The sequence below is a fragment of the Ignavibacteriales bacterium genome (assembly GCA_016709765.1).
In the GTDB taxonomy this organism is placed as follows: domain Bacteria; phylum Bacteroidota; class Ignavibacteria; order Ignavibacteriales; family Ignavibacteriaceae; genus IGN3.
Window position 1 is genome coordinate 1,137,474 of sequence record JADJMD010000013.1, and the last position, 24,310, is coordinate 1,161,783.

16 protein-coding genes and 1 pseudogene are annotated in these 24,310 nt (G+C 35.6%); 16 read left to right on the forward strand and 1 reads right to left on the reverse strand.

Annotated elements, in window-relative coordinates:
• Complete coding sequence (locus IPJ23_14645; GenBank protein MBK7631915.1) at positions 1-966, forward strand: hypothetical protein; 966 nt, start codon at positions 1-3, stop codon at positions 964-966.
• Here the strand turns inward: IPJ23_14645 and IPJ23_14650 are convergent.
• Positions 958-1,674 carry a T9SS type A sorting domain-containing protein gene (locus tag IPJ23_14650; protein MBK7631916.1) on the reverse strand — a complete coding sequence of 239 codons (717 nt, stop codon included), beginning with the start codon at positions 1,672-1,674 and terminating at the stop codon, positions 958-960. The two genes, IPJ23_14645 and IPJ23_14650, sit on opposite strands and share 9 nt — an antisense overlap.
• Before the next feature lie 1,574 nt (positions 1,675-3,248).
• On the opposite strand from IPJ23_14650, the gene IPJ23_14655 reads away from it, so the two are divergent.
• From IPJ23_14655 to IPJ23_14725, 15 genes and pseudogenes are all read left to right on the forward strand, one after another.
• A complete protein-coding gene (locus tag IPJ23_14655; protein MBK7631917.1) occupies positions 3,249-4,814 on the forward strand; it encodes a hypothetical protein in 1,566 nt (521 codons plus the stop codon).
• Positions 4,814-5,182, forward strand: a pseudogene (locus IPJ23_14660) (hypothetical protein). Before IPJ23_14655 ends, IPJ23_14660 begins: the two are co-directional and overlap by 1 nt.
• Complete coding sequence (locus IPJ23_14665) at positions 5,165-6,874, forward strand: response regulator (GenBank protein ID MBK7631918.1); 1,710 nt, start codon at positions 5,165-5,167, stop codon at positions 6,872-6,874. The pseudogene IPJ23_14660 and the gene IPJ23_14665 overlap by 18 nt, the downstream one beginning before the upstream one ends.
• 29 nt (positions 6,875-6,903) lie before the next feature.
• Positions 6,904-7,428 (forward strand): helix-turn-helix domain-containing protein, encoded by a 525-nt coding sequence (locus IPJ23_14670; GenBank protein ID MBK7631919.1) that lies wholly within the window; start codon positions 6,904-6,906, stop codon positions 7,426-7,428.
• Positions 7,429-7,787: 359 nt separating this feature from the next.
• The gene (locus IPJ23_14675) at positions 7,788-7,946 is read left to right on the forward strand and encodes a hypothetical protein (protein ID MBK7631920.1); all 159 of its coding nucleotides are present in this window, start codon (positions 7,788-7,790) and stop codon (positions 7,944-7,946) included.
• A gap of 153 nt (positions 7,947-8,099) precedes the next feature.
• The gene (locus IPJ23_14680; protein ID MBK7631921.1) at positions 8,100-9,872 is read left to right on the forward strand and encodes a hypothetical protein; all 1,773 of its coding nucleotides are present in this window, start codon (positions 8,100-8,102) and stop codon (positions 9,870-9,872) included.
• Between the two features lie 99 nt (positions 9,873-9,971).
• On the forward strand, positions 9,972-11,357 hold the full coding sequence (locus IPJ23_14685) for a hypothetical protein (protein MBK7631922.1): 1,386 nt from the start codon (positions 9,972-9,974) through the stop codon (positions 11,355-11,357).
• Positions 11,315-11,626 (forward strand): tail fiber domain-containing protein, encoded by a 312-nt coding sequence (locus tag IPJ23_14690; protein ID MBK7631923.1) that lies wholly within the window; start codon positions 11,315-11,317, stop codon positions 11,624-11,626. The genes IPJ23_14685 and IPJ23_14690 overlap by 43 nt, the downstream gene beginning before the upstream one ends.
• Before the next feature lie 127 nt (positions 11,627-11,753).
• Positions 11,754-12,275 (forward strand): T9SS type A sorting domain-containing protein, encoded by a 522-nt coding sequence (locus tag IPJ23_14695; GenBank protein ID MBK7631924.1) that lies wholly within the window; start codon positions 11,754-11,756, stop codon positions 12,273-12,275.
• A gap of 871 nt (positions 12,276-13,146) precedes the next feature.
• Positions 13,147-13,698, forward strand: coding sequence for a T9SS type A sorting domain-containing protein (locus tag IPJ23_14700; protein ID MBK7631925.1), 552 nt, complete (start codon positions 13,147-13,149; stop codon positions 13,696-13,698).
• 1,746 nt (positions 13,699-15,444) lie between these two features.
• Positions 15,445-16,008, forward strand: coding sequence for a T9SS type A sorting domain-containing protein (locus IPJ23_14705; protein MBK7631926.1), 564 nt, complete (start codon positions 15,445-15,447; stop codon positions 16,006-16,008).
• 1,867 nt (positions 16,009-17,875) lie between these two features.
• Positions 17,876-18,400, forward strand: a complete 525-nt coding sequence (locus tag IPJ23_14710; protein ID MBK7631927.1) for a T9SS type A sorting domain-containing protein — start codon at positions 17,876-17,878, stop codon at positions 18,398-18,400.
• Between the two features lie 33 nt (positions 18,401-18,433).
• Positions 18,434-19,597 carry a T9SS type A sorting domain-containing protein gene (locus IPJ23_14715; GenBank protein MBK7631928.1) on the forward strand — a complete coding sequence of 388 codons (1,164 nt, stop codon included), beginning with the start codon at positions 18,434-18,436 and terminating at the stop codon, positions 19,595-19,597.
• Between the two features lie 311 nt (positions 19,598-19,908).
• On the forward strand, positions 19,909-22,026 hold the full coding sequence (locus IPJ23_14720; GenBank protein MBK7631929.1) for a T9SS type A sorting domain-containing protein: 2,118 nt from the start codon (positions 19,909-19,911) through the stop codon (positions 22,024-22,026).
• A 29-nt stretch (positions 22,027-22,055) separates the two neighbouring features.
• Positions 22,056-24,296, forward strand: coding sequence for a T9SS type A sorting domain-containing protein (locus IPJ23_14725; GenBank protein MBK7631930.1), 2,241 nt, complete (start codon positions 22,056-22,058; stop codon positions 24,294-24,296).
• Positions 24,297-24,310 lie beyond the last annotated feature (14 nt).

Here is a 24,310-nt window from a genome sequence, read left to right on the forward strand (position 1 = left end):
ATGTTTAAGCAATCACAGGATCCCGGCTTAGGTGAAAAATATTTAAAACACACCAAGAGAATTATAAATAAAGATGGCTCTTTTAATATCAAAAGAATTGGCGGCGGACTATCATCCGTAAATGCATTTCATTATCTCACTAGCATCTCATGGCCAAAGTTTCTTTTAATTGTCTTCGCAGGATTTATATCTGTTAATTTATTATTTGCGATTCTTTATCAGCTGGCAGGAATTGAAAACCTTGTTAATGCTGAAGCCCAAGATAAATTACAATCTTTTTTAAACACTTTTTTCTTTAGCGTTCAAACCTTTGCTACTGTTGGTTATGGCGGAATGCATCCCTCCGGAATTTTTTCGAACATAATTGCTTCAATAGAATCGATGACAGGAATATTGAGCTTTGCTCTTGCCACCGGGTTATTGTATGGCAGATTTTCAAAACCATCAGCAAAAATTATTTTTAGTGATAAGGCCATCATAACAACATTTAAAGATGGAAAAGCTTTAATGTTTCGGGTTGCAAATTCTCGTGCTAATGTTATGATGGAAATGGAGGCAAACGCAATGATGACTTACTTAGATAAAAGCAACAATCAGTTTACAAGAAAATATTTTCCGCTTAAGCTGGATATTAAATTCATTTATTATTTTCCATTACCCTGGACAATTGTGCATCAAATAGATGAAGACAGTCCCTTATTTGGAAAAACCCAAAATGAGCTTAAAGAACTAGAAGCGGAGCTATTAATTATGATCAAAGGATTTGATGACAGTTTTTCTCAGACTGTAATTACACGAAATTCTTATAAGTATAATGAAATGGATTGGGATGTGAAATTTGTTCGTGCTTTTTCAACTGATGAAACCGGAGAAACAATTGTTGATCTTGAAAAATTGAACGCCACAGAAAAATATAATAAAAGGACGGCAATTAAACCGTCCTTTAAAGGCAAAGACTTATTTTAATAAAATCATTTTGATTGATTGACTAAAATTACCAGCCTGTAATTTATAGAAATAAATTCCGCTTGATAAAATTTTTGCATCAAAATTAATTTCATAATTACCAGCGGACTGATTTTCATTAACCAGCGTGGCGACTTCATTGCCAAGAACATCATAAACTTTTAAAGTAACGTTAAGACTTCCAACTTTAGCCGAACTGACAGAAGGGATTGAATATCTAATTTTTGTTGAAGGATTAAACGGATTTGGGTAATTCTGCTCAAGTTTAAATGTCTGCAGCAGACTTAAATCAACTTCTATTGTGTTAGAGTATGAAAAGGTTCCATCAAAATCAATTTGCTTTAAGCGGTAAGAATATTTTTCGCTTGAAATCTTTTCATCGGAAAAAGAATATGTATTAGATTCGGAAGTTGTACCGTTTCCACTAACAAAACCAATTGAGTGCCAGTTAAGATTTCTCACTTCGTTCGAAATGACAGAGCGCTCAATATCAAATCCAGTGTTGTTAAGTTCCGTTGCAGTGATCCAATTTAAACTAACTGTGTTGCTGACAACATTTGCCGAGAAAGAAACCAATTCAACCGGTGTTACAGAATTACCAAGCTGCCCATCGGGGTTTATATCCTGTGCGTAAATTCCTGCTCCATCTAACCTGTCATCACCCCATGCAAGTTTACAGTTTTTAAAAACATCAACGGTTGAAACCATTTGTAATTTATCGCTTGTTGGATTGGAAAGGGTTACAAAATTTCCTGTCCAAAGAAAATCACTGTTAGCATCGCAAGCAAATCCTTCAACTTTATCGTTAAGTCCGGATCCATTGCCTTCTAGATAATATAAATATGCTCGGCTGTTTCCCATTTCAGCAGTTAAGTAACTTATTGAAGTTGTAAATGCAACGCTAAGATCTTTAAATATTTTTGCGTTATCGGTCCATTGTCGTGTTCCGTTTGAAGAAAGTTTTTGTCCGCTTATTCCATTTTGATTTTGATTCGGTTCAGTTTCCACCCAAAAAGCATAGGTTTCATTTGTTAGATTATCAAAAGCAACAACAGGATTAAACTTGTGTCTGTTAGCCATTAAAGAAAGTTCTGCTCCATCAACAGGAAAGTAAAGTGAACCGCTTGATGAAAGCCTTTGTACAAATGCACTTTGTAATGAATTATTATCTCTATCATCATGCCATGCAATCAAACCGCCATTATTATTATCAGAGTAAACTTTAGGGACAGTAAAAGCAGCTATCTTTCCAAGGTCTTGAATGTTAACAGCCCAGCTAATAGATCCTGCAGATGTAATTTTTTTTGCACGAAGTTTAACAGTTTGTGCTGGGAAATTACCTGTTGTGGCTGTATGAAATAAAACAACTCCGCCGCTGTCTGACCTAACAATATCCGGATAACCGTAACCTTCTGTTGCGGATTGAAGAATGATTGGATTTGTTCCCCAAAGTTTTAAACCAGTGGGAGAAATTTTTTGTAATCCAACTTGATATCTTGTTGCGGCGATAATCCATGCAACAACAATATTGCCATCATCAGTTTGTGCAAGTTTTGGATTTGCTTGAAAATCTGAAGTTGGATTTAAATCTATTCCGTTAGCGCCCCAAAGAAAATCACCACTAGGAGAGATAGCGTAAACAAACGGATTTAGGTTGCCACTGTTTCTTGTATCGGTAAATGCAACAATTGCATTGTTGTTTGCATCAACCATTAGGTCCCAATCTACAAGAGAAGTTGATTGTGCGTTGTTACTTACAAGCAAACCATTTGAGGCCCACAATTTACTTCCAGACGCATCTAATCGCTGCAAGTAAACAGCATAACTTCCGCTTCTATTATCAAACCAGGAAATGTAGCAGCCGCCATCTGATGTCGATCCTATTTTTGCAAGTGCTTGCTCACCAGTTGTATCACAAACAGTAAGGTTAACCGCGGGGTTACTTGGCCATTGTGCCAGTGTTGTCGAACCTTCAAGTAAGAAAAAAAAAGAAAAGATTAAGACAACAAGTAAATAGTTTGATTTCATAACACACTCCTTTGTTTATAATTAAACTTAAGAAATACTAATCAGCTAAAAAAGAGATGTTTAATAATTTATTTTATTATGTTTTGGGGTTGTATTGCGGCAATAACCCAGTATTATTTGATTCATGTCAATTATCGCTCCACATCAATCATACTTGCAAGTTAAAGTAAAATGTATTTGTTTGTGATTGTAAACTTTTGGTATTTCTTAATTTATGGCTTAAGATTCTTGTTAATAACGATTCAAGATTTTTTATGCAGCGATTCTTTAATAAAAATCTTTTTTTTCAATTCTGTTTTTTAATTGCAATAAATATTGCAGCTAATCTAAATGCTCAATCAATTCCCTTTAATAGACTTACAACTAATGATGGACTGTCTAACAATTATGTTTACGACTTATTACAGGACCATCTTGGGTTTTTATGGTTTGCAACAGATGATGGTTTAAATCGTTTTGATGGTTATGAGTTTAAAATTTTTAGAAATAATCCGAGTGATAAAAATTCACTTTCAGATAATTCTATTTGGACAATTACTGAAGACCGTGTGGGCAAACTTTGGATGGGAACAAAAAACGGTTTTATAAATTGTTACGATCCTGTTTTTAATAAGTTTACACATTGGCAGATAAAATCAGACATCACAAAAGAAAATCCGATTACAACAATTTATATTGACAGCAAGGATTCAATATGGATTGGCACATACAGAAGCGGCGTTTACAAATTAAATCCCGCAACAGGTAAAACAGCACGCTGGTATCACAATCCCAATGATTCAACAACAATAAGCAACAATTATATTTCATCAATTATTGAAGACGAATCAGGCAATATCTGGATTGGCACTTTTAACGGTCTTAATAAATTAAATCCTAAAACATCATTAACAAAATTCAAGCATTACTTTAAGAGCATTGAGAACAACAATTCTTTATCAGATAATTTGATATGGGCAATTACCCCATCACAATTTGAAAAAAATAAATTATGGATTGGAACCGCAAACGGGTTAACAATATTAAGCCGTGCACCAGAATTATTTACACAGGTCAAAATACCTAATCCGGATAAGTTGCAATTTGGAACAAGCTGTGCTTTTGTATTAGAAGAGCACGTTGATGAGGATAGAATTCTCTGGATAAATTCTTATTCAGGTTTGATAAGATACAACATAACCAAAAATATTTTTAATAGATTTTTATACGATAAAAATGATTCGCATAGTTTAATTAGCAATCAAGTTAATGATGTTATTAAAGACCGCTCTGGTGTTTTGTGGATAGCGACTCACAACGGCTTAAATTACTTCTCTGATAAAAACATTAAATTTAATAACACACAGCCGTTTGCGGATAATTATTTTAATTCTGGCGAACTAAACAAACTGAATATAAAAGCTATTGCACAAACTCAAAATGGTTCGCTGTGGTTTGGAACTGATAATGGATTATTCAAATCAAACGACACAAATAAAAATAGTGCACCAAGTAAAAACAGAAAACTTGCTTCAGAAAATATTTGGGCACTATCTGCAGGGGCTAACAACGATCTTTGGGTTGGAACTTATGGTTTTGGATTGCTTCATTATAGCTATAACACAAATCAACTATCCCAAATAAACGTAATTGATAATATCATACAATCTTCCTCAAGGGATTTTGTAAAATCTCTTTTGGTGGATAACAAAAACAATGTGTGGGTTGGTTATTGGGGAGTTGGTCTGGCAAGATTAAACACAACAACAAACAAAGTAAATCATTGGCATCACTTTACTGATAAACCAAATTCATTAAGCCATATGATGATGTTTGGGTAATTTATCAAGACGGCAAAGATAGAATTTGGATAGGAACAAACGGCGGCGGGTTAAATTTATTTGATGAACAAAACGGCGGTACTTTTTATCGTTTTAATTATGATCAAAAAAATAAAAACGGATTAAGCAGCAATAGTATTTATTCAATTGCAGAATCAAAACAGAGCAATGATGATAACACAACTACGCTTTGGGTTGGAACCAACAATGGATTAAATAAACTTATTATTAATAATTCTGATGATGGGTTTAAGAAATCTTCCGCAGATATTAAAATAGAATGTTATACAAATGAAGATGGGCTTGCCGATAATTCTATAAAAAGTATTGTTGAAGATGAAAATGGAAATTTGTGGTTAGGCACAAGTTCCGGGATATCATTTTTTGATTTACAAAAAAACACGTTTACAAATTATTCCTCTGCAGATGGCGTGATTGGAAATGATTTTAATTTTATTTCTGCATTACGACTAAAAAGCAATTTAATTTTAATGGGCAGTACCGCGGGGCTTAATTATTTTAGCCCGAATAAAATAGTACAATCAACCTATCAACCACCGATTGTGTTTACGGACTTTCAAATTTTTAATAAATCTGTTAATGTTAATACAAACTCTTCGTTTTCAAAAAATATTTTTTACACTGATGGAATTACTCTCTCACACACGGATAATGTTTTTTCATTGGAATTTTCTGCCCTTGATTATAATAGCACTAATTCAATTAAATATGCTTATCAAATGGAGGGATTTGATAAAGATTGGATACAAAGCGGCACACGTAGGTTTGTAACTTATACAAATCTTAATCCGGGCAAATATGTATTTAAAGTAAAATCAACAAACAGCGATGGTGTCTGGAATGATAACACTGCATCAATCCGTGTGATAATTTCACCCCCATGGTGGCAAACAGGGTGGGCAGTCGTTTTATACTTTGCTGTTTTTGTTGTCGGTATTTGGGGAATAATAAAATTTCAGGCAAATCGAGTAAAACTTCAGCACGAATTAAAATACCGCGAACTTGAGTCATATCATTTTCGTGAAATAGAAAAAATGAAATCTCGATTTTTTGCAAATCTCTCTCATGAGTTTCGCACACCATTAATGCTTATCAAAGGTCCGCTTGAAGAATTAATTAGCGGAAGAATTAAAGAGAACAAATCACAATACTATAATCTGCTGTTACGCAACACAGAAAAACTACAGCAGCTTATTGATCAGTTGCTTGAGCTATCCCAACTGGAAGCAGAATCAATTCCATTAAAAACTGAAACGCAGAATTTAGTTAAGCTGATAAAAACCTTTACTGATTCGTTTACCGCTTTGGCGGAGCGTAATAATATTAAATTTAGTTTTAACTCAGCAGTAGATTTTGTATCTGTGCTGATAGACAAAGACAAGTTTGAAAAAATTATTAACAACCTGCTGAGTAATGCGTTTAAGTTTACACCCATTGGCGGAATAATTACTGTTGATTTGTCAATAGAAAAGAAAAGTGATTTGGATATTGCAAAAGTTTCTGTTACCGATACAGGCATTGGAATACCAAAGGAACAACTATCAAAAATATTTGATAGATTCTATCAGGGTGAAGATTCATCAAAACGAGTTGCAGGCGGATCTGGAATAGGTTTGGCGCTTGTAAAAGAATTAGTGCTGCTGCATAAATGGGAAATTACCGTAAATAGTTCTGAAGGTGAAGGAACGGAGTTTGTTATTACTGTTCCAATATTAAAAGATTACGAGTTAGAAAAACTATCCGAAGAGAAAAATAATTTTAATGGTGATGCCATTGTTGCTTTAAATATCGATGATAATGAAAATAGTTTTGAACCGGCTAGTGCAAAATATCAAAACGAAAAACCATTAATTCTTTTTGTAGAAGATACACCCGATGTGCGTAATTATGTTAACGATATTCTAAATACAGATTACAATGTTTTACTTGCAGAAGACGCCGAAGCGGGACTCGATATTGTTCAACACAGTCTGCCGGATTTAATTATCAGCGATGTTATGATGCCCGGAATGGATGGTTTTCAGTTTTGTAAAAAATAAAAACAGATTGGAAAACAAGTCACATTCCTGTGATATTGTTAACTGCCAAAGCTACACAGCAAAGCAAAATTGAAGGATTAGAAACAGGTGCTGATGTATATCTAACAAAACCATTTAACTTTACTGAATTATCGATTTGTATTAAAAATCTCATCACCCAACGAAAACATCTTCGTGAAAAATTTGGTAAAGAAATTCTGATTACGCCGGAATCATTATCTACAAATTCTATGGATAAAGAACTTGTCAAAAAAATAATTGATACCATAGAAAAAAATCTTCCGAACGAAAGCTTTACAAGCGATAACCTTGCACACGAACTTTTTGTTAGCCGCAGCCAGCTGAATAGAAAATTACAGGCAATTACAAATCTAGGACCAGGGGAATTTATAAGAACCTACAAGTTAAAACGTGCCGCCCAAATGATTGTTGAAAACAAATTAAGCATCACACAAATTGCTTATGAAGTTGGTTTTGGAAGTCCCGCACAATTTACTCGAGCATTTCAAAAACATTTTAGTTGCTTACCATCCGAGTTTAGGCAAAGCAATTAAAACCCTAAAGGTATCTCAAAAGTCAGAAATACAGAGTTGACATTCCCACCCCGATTTACATCAGGATAAACTCCAGTGGGAATCTGTTTTGTATTTTAATTTTTTGGATTCCCGCTATGCGGGAATGACACTAATCACAACTTTTTAGACAGCCACCACAGTGCCGCACAAATAATATTAACATTTAACATTTCGCAACCAATCTTTCTTCATTTTGCATCAAAACAGCAAAACATTGAATCAAAAAAGCAATTTACTACTTCACTAAAAATCTACTTTTGCATAAAAGATTTGCTGTGTTTAATAAAAATCACTTTGTCTTATCAAATATCAAGAATTCTAAAGAAAGGTTTTTGCTGATGAAGCCAGCTGAAAGAAAAGAATTTAGTGTTGATGGGAGATCGGATAATCAAATAAAAAAACGAGAAAAACATCTTGAGATAAGCGTTTACGTTCTGCTAATAATTGTCACGGTGGCATTAATGCTGATATTTTTTAACCTTTTTTTAAAGGAGTGAAAGGGATGAAAACCGTTATAAGATATGATTTAAAAAATTTCAAAAATGATTTTTTCAAAATTGTTTACACAGCTCTTTTGCTTTCTTTGCTATTTGCACTTTAAATAAAAATTAGCTTCTAAATAACTTGTTTAATTATAGGGAAGAGTTAAAATGAAAAAACTTACTTTGTTATTTGCAGCAATTATTCTGGTGGCTTTAGTATCAAACATATTTTCGCAGGGCATACCGGAAACAATTAACTATCAGGGTGTATTAAAAGATGCGGGTGGTGTTTTAGTACCAAACGGTGACTACAATCTTACGTTTAAATTATACAATGTGGAGTCTGGCGGTTCATCAATCTGGTCAGAAACAAAACTAATTAATATTGTAGGTGGTATTGTTAACACGCAGTTGGGAAGCGTAAACCCAATACCACAAGCAACATTTAATGCAGCGGCCTGGTTAGGTATTACAGTAGCCACAGGAACAGAACTTACACCACGCATCGCGTTAACATCAGTTCCTTATAGTATTTACAGTTTAAATGTGCCTGATGGAAGCATTACATCTACAAAAATAGCTGATAGTGAAGTAGTAAAAAGCGTAAATGGATTAAAAGATAATGTTAATCTAGTTGCCGGAAGTAATGTTACAATAACACCAAGCGGAAATGATTTAACAATCTCTTCAACCGGTGGCGGAGGAGGAACCATTGGCGGAACAGGGACGGCAAACTACTTGCCATTATTTACAAACAGCACAACACTTGGAAACTCAATTTTATATCAAAACTCAAATAAGATTGGAATAAATAATAGCTCACCAAGTTATGCGCTTTCAATAAATACCGAGCCTGTAGGTGGGCTTGGGTTACAGTTATCAAGATCTAATGGTGGACTTGGTTTGTCATTTCTCGAAGGGTCAGAACCAGTAGGCCAGAGGGGCTGGTTTTTTGAAGTCTATGGGCAAAAGCTTAGAATAAATGCAGCAGGAGATAATGGTTATTCACCAATAAAGAATTTAATGACATTTGACAGAGAGGGTAATGTTGGGATTGGAACGGAAACTCCGCTATATCCGCTACACGTTGTAACCAATAGAAAATACGCGGGATATTTTACATCAGATACTCTTAGTGGATCTGCAAAAGTTATAGTTGGAGAATATTTAGGAGCAGGGCAATATGACGCTGTTGGAGTTTATGGAAAATCTGTCCCCGCCGATTTTTATGGCGTTGGCGGATATTTTCAAGGTGGATATACTGGCGTAGCTGGAGCGGTATATCCTACGGGCTCATTGTCTTATTGGGGTGTTACGGGATCAGTTAGTGGAGGGAATGGTGCCAACTATGGTGTACATGGTTACGCTGGGGGAGGCACAGGCACTAACGTAGGTATCTATGGAATAGGTATTGGGGGTACAACGGCCTGGGCGGGCTATTTTTCCGGCAATGTTAATGTAACGGGCACTATTAGCAAAGGTGGCGGTTCTTTTAAGATAGATCATCCCTTAGATCCAACAAATAAAAATCTTTATCACTCATTTGTAGAATCACCCGATATGATGAACATATACAATGGTAATGTTATTACTGATGGCTCGGGTTATGCAACTATTACAATGCCCGACTGGTTTGAAGCACTTAACCAGGATTTTCGTTACCAATTAACTGTAATCGGAGATTTTGCACAGGCAATTGTTTCGCAAAAGATTCAGAACAATCAATTTATTATCAGAACAGATAAACCAAACATAGAAGTATCATGGCAGGTAACAGGAATACGACACGATAAGTTTGCAGAGAAGAACAGAATTCCCGTTGAGGAAAACAAAACAGGAAAAGATGTTGGCAGATATCTGCATCCCGATGCTTACGGTGTTAGCGAAACACTGGGTGTAGATTATGAAAACAATAGGGTTGACAAAGAACACAGCAAGTAAAGGTATTTATTAATTAAACGAAAAGTCATAAATGACTTTAGTATAAACAAATAAAATGGAATCAAATTATTCATCAATCTTTCTTAGAAGGGAAATACTATGAAAAAAATTACATTCTTTTTTGTCCTTTTGATATGCCTTTTTACTTTAACAAGCATTTATTCACAGGGCATACCGGAAACAATTAACTATCAAGGTATTCTAAAAGATGCTGCCGGAGTTGTTGTTCCCAATGGGGACTACAATCTTACATTTAAATTATATGATGTTGAATCTGGTGGTGCGGCTATCTGGTCAGAATCCAAATTAATCACAGTTTCAAATGGTATTGTTAACACACAGTTGGGAAGCGTAACACCAATACCACCATCAACATTTAATGCTGCTCTCTGGCTCGGTATTGCTGTAGCAGCAGGCACAGAGCTTGCCCCGCGCATTGCGCTAACATCGGCTCCTTACAGTATTTATAGTTTAAATGTGCCTGATGGAAGTATTACTGCAACAAAGATTGCGGATGATGAAGTTGTAAAAAGTGTTAATGGGTTAAAGAATGATGTAAATCTTGTGGCAGGCGCTAACGTAACAATAACACCAAGCGGAAACGATTTAACAATTTCCTCAACAGGTGGCGGAAGCGGCATTGGCGGAAGCGGAACGGCAAACTATATCCCGAAATTTACTAACAGCACAACTCTTGGCAATTCGGTTTTATTTGATGACGGAAATAAAATTGGAATAGGGACAACAACCCCGGACTATTCATTAACGATTAATTCAAATTCAACCTCAGGCTTAGCTTTAAAACTTTCGCGGGGTGGTGGATTGGGAATGGCCTTTTTAGAAGAGGGTCAGCCAGTAGATGGCAAAGCCTGGTCCTTTAATGTTTATCAACAAAAATTTAAAATAAACACTGCTGCTGATAATGGATATACACAAATTAAAAACATAATGACTTTTGATCGCGCAGGAAATGTAGGCGTTGGAACCGAAACCCCAACTCATCAATTAGAAGTGCTTAGTGACGGACAAGTTGGCATTTATTACAATGGAAATAATGCCGGTTGGGCAAGCATATACGTAAATGCTTTGCAAAGCACAGCAACTTCCGGATATGGCTATGTAAGGAGTGGTATTCTTAAAGCTTATACTGGATTAACAGCTGCTGACAATTGGTATGTTAGCACCGGGGGGTCCTCAAATAAAAGAATAGTAGTGCAGCCAAGTGGTTATGTGGGTATCGGAACAGATGTACCCGTTACCAACCTTCAATTGGTTCACGATCAATATGTGCCTGGTGGAGGCTTTACTCTGCAGCAGACATCTAATTCCAATCGATGGCAATTTTATGTTTCACAGTCTACTAATTTTTTACGTCTTTTTTATAATGACGCATCAATGGGGGATTTGATAATACAAATGGAAACTATACACCAGTTTCAGATATGCGTCTTAAAAAGAATATCCAACCGATTAATAATATGTTGAATGTTATAATGGAATTGCAACCCAAGACATATCAAATGAAAGCGGATAATAGTCCAAATAATATATCATATGGTCTGATCGCACAAGATGTAGAAAAGGTTCTCCCGGAATTAATAACAGTTTATAATGGTGATGATGGCGATGGTATCAAAGATCTGCAAATGCTTTCATACACAGAACTAATTCCAATCCTAATTAAGGCAATGCAAGAACAACAAGCTATAATTGAGAACTTGACAAAACGCGTACAGACACTTGAAAATAAATAAGAGAAATAAAAATTATAATTAAAAGATTTTGGGTGGATAGAATAACAAGCGGCAGCGGTACGGAGGCTTATCGCTGCTGCTAATCCTTAATACTTTGGATAAATGTAAAATGAATAAGGAATATAAAATGAAAAATAAAATAATAGTTGTTGCTTTAATGTCGATGTTTTTTATAAGCACTACATTTTCGCAATATCAAATAAGCAACAGTGTAATTAGTGCGGGTGGTAATAAAACATCTAATGCCAATTACATTTTAAACAGCACTATAGGTGAACCATTTATTGGTAAGTCGGTTAGCGCAGTAAATCAGCACCAAATAGGTTTTTGGTACGTTTATCAACAGCAAACAATTACAGCCGTTGAAGATGATGAAACGATTCCAACTGAATTTAAACTTGAGCAGAATTATCCAAATCCATTTAATCCAACAACAAAAATAAAATTTGCTGTTCCGGAAAGAAGCAATGTGCTTATCAAGATATATGATATTCTTGGCAGCGAAGTTGCAACTCTAATTAACAAGGAAATGGATGCAGGGCGATATGATGTTAATTTTAATGCAAACGGATATTCTTCTGGAATTTACTTATTTAGAATGGAAGCAGGTAGTTATGTGAGCACAAAAAAAATGACCTTGCTAAAATAATTATTGAAAACATAACGCATAAAATATAGAGGAGATGTTTATGAGATTAGTAACAATAATAATTTTCATTTTGTTTTTTGTTCAAATAGTTTATACACAGCAAGATGATTTTAACACAATCGCGCTAAATGAAATAAATTCACGTACGCTGAAAACTCACAAGGTTCTTGATAGCGGGTTTAATATTACCGAAGTTCTTGAGCAAATATGGGAAAATGGAAATTGGAAGAATGTTACGCGAGATTCCTATTTTATTGATTCAAACAATGTCTTTTATTTAATTACAACTGAAACTTGGGATAGTACTGCGTGGGTTAATGAATTACAGACCTGGTTTACTTACGATGAAAATGATAATGCAACAGAGGAAATTACCAAGAATTGGGATGGCGGCGACTGGGTTAATTCGGAAAGACTGCTTAACGAATATGATGGCAACCAAAACACAATTTCAGAAACTTACCAAGCTTGGGATGGTATTGATTGGGAAAATGTAGAAGCCACAAGATACAATTTCAATAATAATTTACTTACCGAAGAATTATATCAAAGTTGGAATGGTTCTGCCTGGGAAAATGTAGAAAGATATCAATATACATTTGTGGGTAATAATCTAACTGAAGAGTTATATCAAACATGGCAAAGCAACTGGGAGAACTCTGCATTAGAGGTGCACACTTATGATGGTAACAATAACGAAATTGTAAGCGAATCAAAAATCTGGGATGGCAACCAGTGGGTAATTGAAGATAGATTTACAAATCAATACAGTAACGGAAACCTTACAGTAGTAACATTACAAGAAGGATGGATCGACACCGTCTGGTCTAATTTAGGTCTATACACCAAACATTATAATAACAATAATCTAATGATAGATTATATATCTCAGTTTTGGCATAGTGTTAATGGATGGACAAATCAGCAGAAATGGATTTTATCTTATAGTACAGACAATCAATTATTAGACTGGACAACTCAGTTCTGGTACACAACACAGTGGGAGAATTATATTAGATTAAGATCTGTGTACGACACTAATGGAAATATGGTGATTTACGCCTGGGAAAATTGGGAAAATTCTGCTTGGCAGAATCACATTCAGCTTTTATTCACATATGTACCAATAACAAATGTGGAAGAGGAGAATATTAAATTGGATCAATTTTCACTTTCACAGAATTATCCCAATCCATTTAACCCAAGCACAAAAATAAGTTGGCAGTCGCCAACAAGCGGTTGGCAAACTTTAAAAATTTACGATGTCCTTGGTAACGAAATAGTAACACTTGTTAATGAATACAAATCTACTGGGAGTTATGAAATTGAGTTTGATGCTTCCGGATTAACTAGCGGAGTTTATTTTTATAAACTGCAAGTGGAGAGTTTTATTGAAACTAAAAAAATGATTTTACTTAGATAAATAATACTTCTAATATAGCCCATCTTTAACAGGTGGGCTATTGTGTTTTAAAAATTGTTGTACTGTATTTCTTGTCCCGTAAAATTTACAGGAGATGAGAAAATGAAAAATATATTTCATCTTTTATCGTTTGTTATTCTTTTCTTAACAAATACATTTCTTCAATCTACTGCCTTAATATACGCACAACAGCAGCCAGGTTGGGTTGAACAAGATTTACCCGCATCAATGACAGGTTCTTATCTTGCCGATAGAGGGGATGATGTTTTAATATTCACAAAATCCAGTTCCGATATAGTTTACTTTTTTGATATCAGAATAAATACCTGGACAGAAGTTAATCTGGGCTCACAGCAAAATTTTCAAAAAGTACTTGGTGCAGGTAATACTGTTTTTGCATATAGCAATCAATATTTAGTTGCTTATAGCTCTATTCTTTCACAATGGGATACTGTAAAATATCAGGGCAATGTAATTGATCCTAACGGTGTTTCAATCCATAAGGGATATGGGTGCGGCGAGAAGCTTGCTTACTTTATTACAGACGCCAATATATTTTATGTCTTCGATGCTGAGCTGGCTGAATGGCAAATATATAATTACGGAATTGTCACCAACGCTGGAACTTATCATAAATTTTGGGCAGCAGATAATTATGCCGGGGCAATATTGGGCAGGAATGGTAATGACTTTGCCAAAAATATTGCATATAGTTCAATTACTCATTCCTTTGCAGAATTAGATCAGGGCGGATGGTATCACTATCCGGATGATCCTATGAATGGCGGATATGTGGCATTCTATAGTAACGGAGTTAATGAACATCAGTATATTGGATATTCGGCAACAACTAATCAATTTACCTCAGTTGCATTTCCCTCTAGTTTTGAAGTTTTAAATTTTGCTTCCTCCATTAGTCCCAGGAGCTTTGACCTTAAAGATATCTATGTTTATACCTGTGGTTATGCAACAGGCGATCAATTAAACAGGGAATACCATGTAAAGAGTTACTCAACAAAAACCGGTAATTGGTATTCGCTCTTTTTCAATTGTGACCCGGTTGATTGCTTATGCCCGGCTGACTGGAGAAGAGGGGGCAGTTTTTCAATAGGACAATATTATTGCGGAACCGACTATACTGTTGGGCTATGGAAATTTTATGGAACAACCGGAATACATATCGGCGAGATACCGGGACTTTTTGCAACCCCCGACCCCAACAACGTTTTCTTTATTTGTGGTGGAACTGTTGCTGTAGGTCCTGGCAATCATAATTTGTGGTTTCATAATTTTGCAACAGAACAATCTAAACACATATATTACCCGCAAAACCCGGATGTTTATTTTGCCGGCGTCACTGCGTCAGAAAACTATTGTCTGATTTTTAGAATTAATACAACTTCTGACACAATGCAGGCATTTTTCTTTAACGGAAATACCAACAACCTGCAGTCAATAGAAACTTATAGCAAAAGCACCGCTCCGATTGCAACTTCAAAAGTTTGTGGAGCCTTTCTCGGGGGTCCAAATAATGAAGTAATTTTTTACTCGGAGGAAAAAGATTCTGTTATTATATATTCTTTTTCCGAACAGTATGGCTCACTCAATGCAAAAAATTATTTAATGCTTCTTAGTTGGTCAACATCAGTTCTTTTTGATGCAAGCACAGCTCAGATCTATGAAAAGAATTTCCTAATTAATTCAAGTGGTATTGGTAACAACATAGTGTTTGCAAAAAGTGGCACGATGGAGCTAACAGCCTATAGCGGGTTAACAAAAAATTGGACGACGCAACAAACTGCTCAGCAGATAAACGGTTATCAGGTTGGAGATGAGATTGCTATTGGCTACAGTGTAGGAGCCACAAATTATTGGGGATACTCAGCATTCGATGATGCTTATTATGAATTGGTTCCTGAGGGTACTTTTGTAAATCCGTCTTCAATGGCAGGGGGAAAAACAGCAATTGTAATCAGGTCAAATAAAATTTATGCATTTACACCGGGTGATGTAACCGAGGTAAACGAAAACCCGACCGTAATAGTAAACACTTTTGAACTATATCAAAACTACCCAAATCCATTTAATCCAAGCACAAAAATAAGTTGGCAGTCGCCAGCAAGTGGTTGGCAAACTTTGAAAGTTTTTGATGTTTTAGGCCGAGATGTTGCTACGCTTGTTGATGAATATAAAACTGCAGGAAATTATGAGATTGAATTCAATGCTATTGAATTGTCAACTGGGATTTATTTCTATCAACTAAAAGCTGGAAGTTTTGCTCAAACAAGAAAGATGATATTATTAAAATGAAAATTTTATTCTGCCGTTTTGTTTGGTACAATTAATTTGATTTAAAGTGAAATTTAATTGCTTGCTAATTATAAACAGTGGACAAGCATAAATCTTTATTTTCTTGCTTTAATAATAAATTAATATTTATTTATAAAAGTGTTTTTCATCTCTTCGAGAGAGTTAGAAGTTTGAGAAAGATTCTGTTAATATTCTGAGATTACATTTAGAAAACACTCTCGTAACAGACTATAATTAATATTACACTAATATTAAATGCCCGGAGGGTGTTATGAAAATATTTTTACTAATTTTTCTCTCGTTTTTCTTTTTCACTTCCTTTCTTTTTTCACAATCAATTTCTTGGCAGCAGTTAAGTGGTCCCCACGGCGGGACAGCGTTATCTTTTGCCTCAACTGCTGACGGTAATATTTTTGCTGGCTCCGATCAAAATCAGTATGGAGTATACCGCTCCACTGACGGAGGGATGTTTTGGCATCAATCAAGCGATGGAATATATTTAACCGACAGACGGATTGAATGTATTCTTGTTAATGACAGCGGGCATATATTTATCGGTACTGATAGTCATATTGGTTCAATAATTTATAAATCAACAAACAGCGGAAGCACATGGGCTTCAGTTGCAAATCTCGGTACGAAATGTTTGGCAGAAATAGATAGCGGACAAATATTTGCTGCCCATACTGGTTATCAACAATATCATAGATCCACCGACGGTGGAGAAACCTGGGTCCCAGGATTCATTCCCCTTGGCGGTGTAAATGATATTACACTAAATGATAGCGGCCATATTTTTCTTGCCTCGAGACCTATATATCGTTCTACAGACAATGGGTATAATTGGACCGCATTAAGTAATGGGTTATCAGACGAGGCTCGATCAATTGCCATAAATGATAGCGGGCATATATTTGCTGGAAGTTGGGGTGAATACCACTCAACCTCTGGGATTTATAGATCAACAAATAATGGAGATAGCTGGTCTTTTGTAAAGCCAGGATTCAGGGTTAATTTCAGTAAAAATATAGTGATAAATAATAATGGAGATATAATTGTCGGCAGCTGGGGCTACGGAATCTGGAAGTCTACCGATAACGGTGACACCTGGAATCAAAATAATTCTGGACTTGGGCACTACTATGTTCGGTCTATGCACATTGCATTAAACGGTGATGTTTATGCAGGATTAGACGGTGGTGGAATTTATCGATCTACAGATGAGGGTGAAAGCTGGACACAGGTTGGATTATATGTTGCTGGTGTAAAAAAATTTGCTATAAATTCTAACGATGATATTTTTGTTAGTGTATGGGGTATTAGCCGCTCAACAGATTTAGGTATTACCTGGAAGCCTATTAACAATGGATTGGGTAATTACGATGTGCTGGCCTTGATTGCGAAAAATAGCAATGGATATCTTTTTGCGGGAACAAATGATAGCCAGAACGGAACTGTATTTCGCTCGACTGATAATGGTGAGAACTGGGTAAGAGTAGATAATTTTCCAAGCGGAATAGCTATCAATGGTTTGGCTGTTGGTCTTAGCGGTGAAATTATTGCCACAGCTACGGGTTATTCTTATATATGTAAAAAATCGACTGATGATGGCATTACCTGGCAGGATATTAGCTACGGACAAAATATTGGTTGGGGAAAAGTAGCATTCAATTCGGCAGGTGATTTATTTATGGCAAGCTGGGGTGGAGGGTTCTGGAAACTACCTGCAGGAGATACTGTTTGGGTTGACCTCACTTCAAACTACGGTTACAACTGGTTAGCAAGTCTTTTCATAGCTAGTAATGATTACATCTATGCCGGAGGTAGTCGTTCAACTGATAATGGAGTTACGTGGACTAATTTAAGTATGAACTCTGGATATACTGCCTTTGCTGAAAACTCGATTGGACATATTTTCTGTGGAACAACTAACTTTGGCAGTGGTGTGTGGCGCTCGACAGACAGTGGCAATACCTGGGAACAAATAAATTCAGGTTTGCCCATAATGGATATTAGATCTGTTGGCGTTGATTCTGAAAATTACGTGTATGCAGGTACAGGTGGTAAATCTATGTTCAAAACTACAACATCTACAGTTACAGATGTAGAAGAAATTAAATTTGAACCAGTTTCTTTTTCTTTATCTCAGAATTACCCAAACCCTTTTAACCCAAGTACAAAAATCAGTTGGCAGTCGCCAATAGGCAGTTGGCAAACTTTAAAAGTTTATGATGTTTTGGGTAATGAAGTTGTTACTTTAGTTAATGAGTATAAACCTGCGGGAAGTTATGAAGTTGAGTTCTCTGCCGTTGAATTGTCAACTGGGATTTATTTCTATCAACTAAAAGCTGGAAGTTTTGCTCATACAAGAAAGATGATATTATTAAAATAATTTATATCTAAAATTTACTAACAGGAGAGCTTAATGAGAATTAAAATTTACTTACCAATTATTGTTTTACTTATTACAATAAGTAATCTTTTTTCTCAGTCCACATCAAAGATATACTACAGCCAGTATAGCTTAACACAAATGAACATTTACCAGGCTAATCTGGATGGATCTAATGAGATTACAATACCACTGCCCATTAGACCACATGCAATTGCTGTTGATTGGAAAAGTGTCCCTCAAAAGTTATACGTAGGGCTAATTGATGTGATAGGTGATAGCAAAATAATTCGTTGTGATATCGATGGAAGCAATCAGGAAGATGTTCTGACCAATCTGATTGGGCTTAATGCGATAGCACTTGACTTGTTAAATCGAAAAATTTATTGGGTGCAGGACACCTATAATGATGACAGAATTTTTAGAGCGAATATGGATAGCTTAAATTCTTCTATTCAACAAATCTATTCTGCTACAGTATCATCAAGAGATTTATGGGGAATTACATTAGATGTTGTTACCAGTCGAGTTTGGTTTACAGAAAGAGGCGGAAACTGTTATTCCAGTTACATTAAAAGAATAAATACGGATGGAAGTGGGTTAACAATAATTCTAAATCCCGTTTGCAATCCACACGATATTGAATATTATAATGGAAAACTTTTCTGGGGTGATATGGACGGATTAGAAAAAGCCAATACAGATGGAAGCGGGATAGAAACAATTGTCAGCTCCGCTAAGATAGATGGATTATCAATTGATGCAACAAACAACAAGGTCTATTGGGTGGATTATTTGGCTGATCTGGTAAAATGTGTTGGTGTTGATGGGTCTAATGAAACAACCATATCAAGTTCACACATCAGCCTATCCAGGATTGACACAGATTTCAATCCAGCAATAACAGATATAGAAAATCCCGAACCTCAATTATTTTTATTTAACTTAGCTCAAAATTACCCCAACCCATTTAATCCAAATACAAAAATTAAATGGCAATTGCCTCAAACAGGATTAGTAACACTAAAAATCTATGATATGTTGGGCAGAGAAATTGCCACACTTATTAATGAAGAATTAGATGCGGGTAACCACGAAATTGTTTTTGAAGCAGCAAGTTTTAGCAGTGGAGTTTATTTCTATCAAATTAAAGTAGGAGATTTTATTCAAACAAAGAAAATGATATTAATTAAATAAAACTTTACATATTGTTTTTCTGAAGTAAGATTAGTCAGTTTGGCTGTAATTGTTTATTGTTTGCCAAACATAAACAGTAAATAAACGTAAAGCTTTATTTTCTTGACATTAACTATTTAAAAGGTTTTATTAAATAAGAAATTATTCCAACTGTTGACCCAGCACCTTTTGGGCAAACTGTTGTAGTATTCTTATATCGTCTACGTTTATCTTCTCTCCCCATTAAGGCGCAGTGATGTATTAATATGCTGTGCAGAAACATATTGTCTTCCCAAATAGAATAATAACTATCAATAATTAAGGAGAGGGTTATGAAAAAGTTATTTGTTACACTTGTCATTTCAATTTTATTTCAACTTAATATTACCGCACAATCCGGTTGGTCTTGGGTAAATCCGCTTCCACAGGGAAATCACTTGAGCGATATTGAAGTAACGGCAAATCTTAGTGTTGCAGTAGGTTATGGTGGTACAATAATGACTAACAACGGCAGCGGTTGGGAGATAAGGGATGGAGGATTTGAAGATGTTTTATTTTCAGTTTGTATATCTGGAAATAATATTTGGGCAAGTGGTGTTGATGGGGCCATTTTGCATTGCAGTGATGGAAGCGGAACATCCTGGGAGTCACAAACAAGCGGAGTGGATAAACAATTGCGTTCCGTTTTTTTCCTGGACGACCAAAAAGGTTGGGCAGTAGGTTTAGAACGTACAATACTCAATACTTCTGATGGTGGACAAAATTGGGGAGTTCAATCTTCTGGTGGAAACACTCATCTGTACTCTGTTTTTATGATTAGCGAATCTGTTGGATACGCCTGTGGTTACGACCTTTCAAGCTCTAAAGGAATAATTCTTAAAACTACAACCGGTGGGACATATTGGCCAGGTCAAATCAATCCAGCGCTAAATAATCGATTAAGATCAATTTACTTTAAAGATATTGATAATGGTGTAGCAGTTGGTGAAAATGGAACAGTCTTGTATACAACAAATGCAGGGCTTAATTGGTATTTAGCTGATAGTAAAACTACAAGTGATCTGATGGATGCAGATTATGATAATCAAGGTAATGGATATGCCGTTGGCGATGATGGCGTGATAATTTATACAAGTGACTTTGGACAGAATTGGAATCTTCAAAACTCGGGCACAGAAAATATTTTATATGGAGTTTCTGGTAATAGAATTGTGGGTGAAACTGGCATAATACTAAGATCAACTAATGGCGGTCAGGCCTGGGAATTTGAATCGACAGGATTCACGGATAATCTATTAAGTCTGGACTTTGTAACTGACAATATTGGATATGCTACAGGAGTAAATGGAAAAATTTATCGCACAACAGACGGAGGGTTAACCTGGCCATTATTACCAACTAGTATAACTGTAGGTTTAGGTAAAGTTCAGTTTATAAATCTAGATACTGGTTGGGTTGCTTCTTCTCATTATATTTATCGTACAACAAACGGGGGTTTGAGTTGGGAACAGCAACTCTATTTGCCTCAACCTAATGAAGTAATTTTTGATGTAGAGTTTGTTAAAGGCCTGCCCGGTGAACCAGTGTTTGGTTTTGCTTGCGGCGGATTGGCTGGTTTCTGGAAAAGTACAAATGGGGGTGAAACTTGGAGTGGAGGATATGCTTGTACTAATGGTAACTTCCTTGGATGTAGTTTTGTAGATAAAAATAACGGATGGCTTGTTGGGGCACCAAGCACTGTTAATACTATTACAATAATGCACACCACAGATGGCGGGGGCACATTTGTAGAGCAGACTAATCCTATAATAGAACCCTATATGCGTGATGTTTGTTTTGTCACAGATCAGAGGGGAATTGCGGTCGGAAATAATGGAAAAACTTTATATACGAGCGATGGTGGTGCAAACTGGGAAGAAAGACCCAATGGTAGTAAAGTTTGGCAGGAAGTTTTTCTTTCTGAAACCGGAAAAGCCTGGACCGTTGGATTTTATGGATCAATAGCCCATTCTGATGATTGGGGCTATACCTGGCAAATGCAAAAAAGTGGTGTATATGAAACTCTGAATGGGATTGATTTTATAAATGATAATGACGGATGGATTGTTGGTAATAACGGTACAATACTTCATACGACAAATGGCGGTGTAACGTTTCTTGAAGAAGAAAAGATTTATGAATTACCAACCACATATTCCTTGAGTAATAATTTTCCCAATCCTTTTAACCCAAGTACAAAAATTCAATACTCAATTCCACAATCAAATAATGTTGTAATTAAAATATTTAATGTACTTGGAAAGGAAGTGGAAACATTAGTTAATGAAGAAAAACCAGTTGGTACTTATGAGATAACGTGGAATACAGAAAATCTTCCAAGCGGAGTTTATTTCTATCAATTAACGGCAGGTAAATTTATTGAAACAAAAAAAATGATTTTAATGAAATAGTTTTAAAAAAAATATTTATTGGAGGATCTATGAAGACTATATTGCAACTCATAGCATTTCTCGTGCTTTTTCTGTTTGTGACAAACCACCCACAAGTTGGTGTTAAATCCAATTCAGATTCAGGGATAGGTCTATCTCCCAACCAAATCATTCCATCCAATGCGAGTGATGAAATAAAAAAAATGAACAAGAAAATGCTTGATGATGGATATTTAATAACCGAGCATATTCGGCAAGATTGGAATGGTTCAGATTGGGTTAATTCCATAATGGAAACATATACTTATGATAACACCGAAAGGCTTATTGAATTATTGAAGCAATTGTGGGAAAACAACTTATGGGAAAATCATTCAAGAACTAACTATTTATATACAGAAAACAATTTGCCTGACACGATCACACATCAGGCCTGGTATGAAAGCAACTGGTTAAATGACTATAGGTACGTATACTCTTATGGCCCAAGCGTGCGTTATTTGGCTATTAATTCAGTTGGCTATGTCTTTGCCGGAACTTATGGAGGAGGCGTATTTCTCTCAACAGACAATGGAGCCAATTGGACAAAAATAAACAATGGATTAACTAATAATCTCATCAATTCCCTTGCAATCAACTCAATGAATTATGTCTTTGCTGGTACTTATGGAGACGGCGTTTTTCTTTCAACAGACGATGGAGCGAACTGGACACAGATTAATAGTGGATTGACGGGTGATATTGTCAATTGTCTTGAAATAAATTCAAACAATAATGTTTTTGCCGGAACCGACATAGGAGTATTCCTTTCCACCGATAATGGAGAAAACTGGGCACTAATAAGTAATATTTATGATTTTAGTAATATTAGTTCTATTGCTATTAATTCAAACGATCATGTTTTTGTTGGGACCAATAATGATGGAGTGTTTTTAACAACAGACAATGGCACAATCTGGACACATCTAAATAATGGATTGACTAATGATAAAGTCCTGTCTCTTGCAATCAATTCAAGTAATGATGTTTTTGCCGGAACTTATGGAGGTGGGGTATTCCTCTTGCCAAATAATGGAACAAATTGGACACAAATAAACAATGGATTTACTAATGATGTTGTCAATTGTATTGCAACCAATTCAAGTGATGATTTATTTGCCGGAACTTCGGGGGGGGGAGTATTTCGTTCAACTAACAATGGGGCAATGTGGTCCCAATTACATAATGGTTTAACTAATCAGTATATCAATTCACTTGCTATCAATTCAAGTGATGATGTTTTTGCCGGAACTTCCGGGGGAGGAATATTTCTTTCAACAGATAATGGGTTTAGCTGGTCACAAATAAATAACGGACTAGCTAATGCTCAGAGTAATTTACCAACTGGAGTATTAAACCAAAGCTGGGACATGTTAGAATATCTCTGGTATAGTACAAACCTTATAAGATATTTCTACGATTCTAATGAGAATCTGATCTTAAGGTTATATGGATTAAGATTTCTTGACACTCGGCATTTACTGAGTTACGATCCTAATAACAATCTTATAGAAGAACTTTATCAACTTATGTCTGCCGGGAATTGGATGAACAGAGACATTTGGACCCATTTATATGATGGTCAAAATAATCGAACCTCAACCCTAAGACAACATTGGGAAAACAATATGTGGGTAGACTGGGCACTTGTTGAGAACACTTACAATTTAAATAACAACTTAATCGAATCAGTTACTAAGGGATGGGATGGCTCATCCTGGGTTAATTCTATGAAATCTACACTAACCTATGATGTAAACAATAATTTAACAGTGGGTCTGATTGAAATATGGCAAGAGGGAAATTGGGTGAATTATTACAAGTATGAATATACGTATGATGGAACCGCATTATGCAAAACGAATAATGTTCAAGCAAACCTGATTGAAGAAATACGCCAACTGTGGAATGGAGCAGAATGGGTAAATTCGCAAAAACAAACTTATGCTTATGTTCCAACGACAATTGAGGGAACCGGATTAACTGTTACAGACTATTCACTCTCTCAAAATCACCCTAATCCCTTTAACCCAAGCACAACTATTAAATGGCAATTGCCAAAGACAGGCTTAGTCACTTTAAAAATTTATGATGTGTTAGGTAGAGAAGTAACGATACTTGTTAATGAAGAACTCAATGCGGGAAATCACGAAACTGTTTTTGATGCATCTCGCTTTAGTAGCGGAGTCTATTTCTATCAGATTAAAGCTGGAGAATATATAAACACAAAGAAGATGATTCTCTTAAAGTAAAAAGGAGAATGAAA

Bases quoted from the DNA above. Each gene is read 5' to 3' on its own strand.
- IPJ23_14645 (MBK7631915.1), top strand. From the start codon at position 1: ATGTTTAAGCAATCACAGGATCCCGGCTTAGGTGAAAAATATTTAAAA.
- IPJ23_14650 (MBK7631916.1), bottom strand. From the start codon at position 1,674: ATGGTTTCAACCGTTGATGTTTTTAAAAACTGTAAACTTGCATGGGGT.
- IPJ23_14655 (MBK7631917.1), top strand. From the start codon at position 3,249: ATGCAGCGATTCTTTAATAAAAATCTTTTTTTTCAATTCTGTTTTTTA.
- IPJ23_14675 (MBK7631920.1), top strand. From the start codon at position 7,788: ATGAAGCCAGCTGAAAGAAAAGAATTTAGTGTTGATGGGAGATCGGAT.
- IPJ23_14680 (MBK7631921.1), top strand. From the start codon at position 8,100: ATGAAAAAACTTACTTTGTTATTTGCAGCAATTATTCTGGTGGCTTTA.
- IPJ23_14685 (MBK7631922.1), top strand. From the start codon at position 9,972: ATGAAAAAAATTACATTCTTTTTTGTCCTTTTGATATGCCTTTTTACT.
- IPJ23_14690 (MBK7631923.1), top strand. From the start codon at position 11,315: ATGCGTCTTAAAAAGAATATCCAACCGATTAATAATATGTTGAATGTT.
- IPJ23_14695 (MBK7631924.1), top strand. From the start codon at position 11,754: ATGAAAAATAAAATAATAGTTGTTGCTTTAATGTCGATGTTTTTTATA.
- IPJ23_14700 (MBK7631925.1), top strand. From the start codon at position 13,147: ATGATAGATTATATATCTCAGTTTTGGCATAGTGTTAATGGATGGACA.
- IPJ23_14705 (MBK7631926.1), top strand. From the start codon at position 15,445: ATGGAGCTAACAGCCTATAGCGGGTTAACAAAAAATTGGACGACGCAA.
- IPJ23_14710 (MBK7631927.1), top strand. From the start codon at position 17,876: ATGAACTCTGGATATACTGCCTTTGCTGAAAACTCGATTGGACATATT.
- IPJ23_14715 (MBK7631928.1), top strand. From the start codon at position 18,434: ATGAGAATTAAAATTTACTTACCAATTATTGTTTTACTTATTACAATA.
- IPJ23_14720 (MBK7631929.1), top strand. From the start codon at position 19,909: ATGAAAAAGTTATTTGTTACACTTGTCATTTCAATTTTATTTCAACTT.
- IPJ23_14725 (MBK7631930.1), top strand. From the start codon at position 22,056: ATGAAGACTATATTGCAACTCATAGCATTTCTCGTGCTTTTTCTGTTT.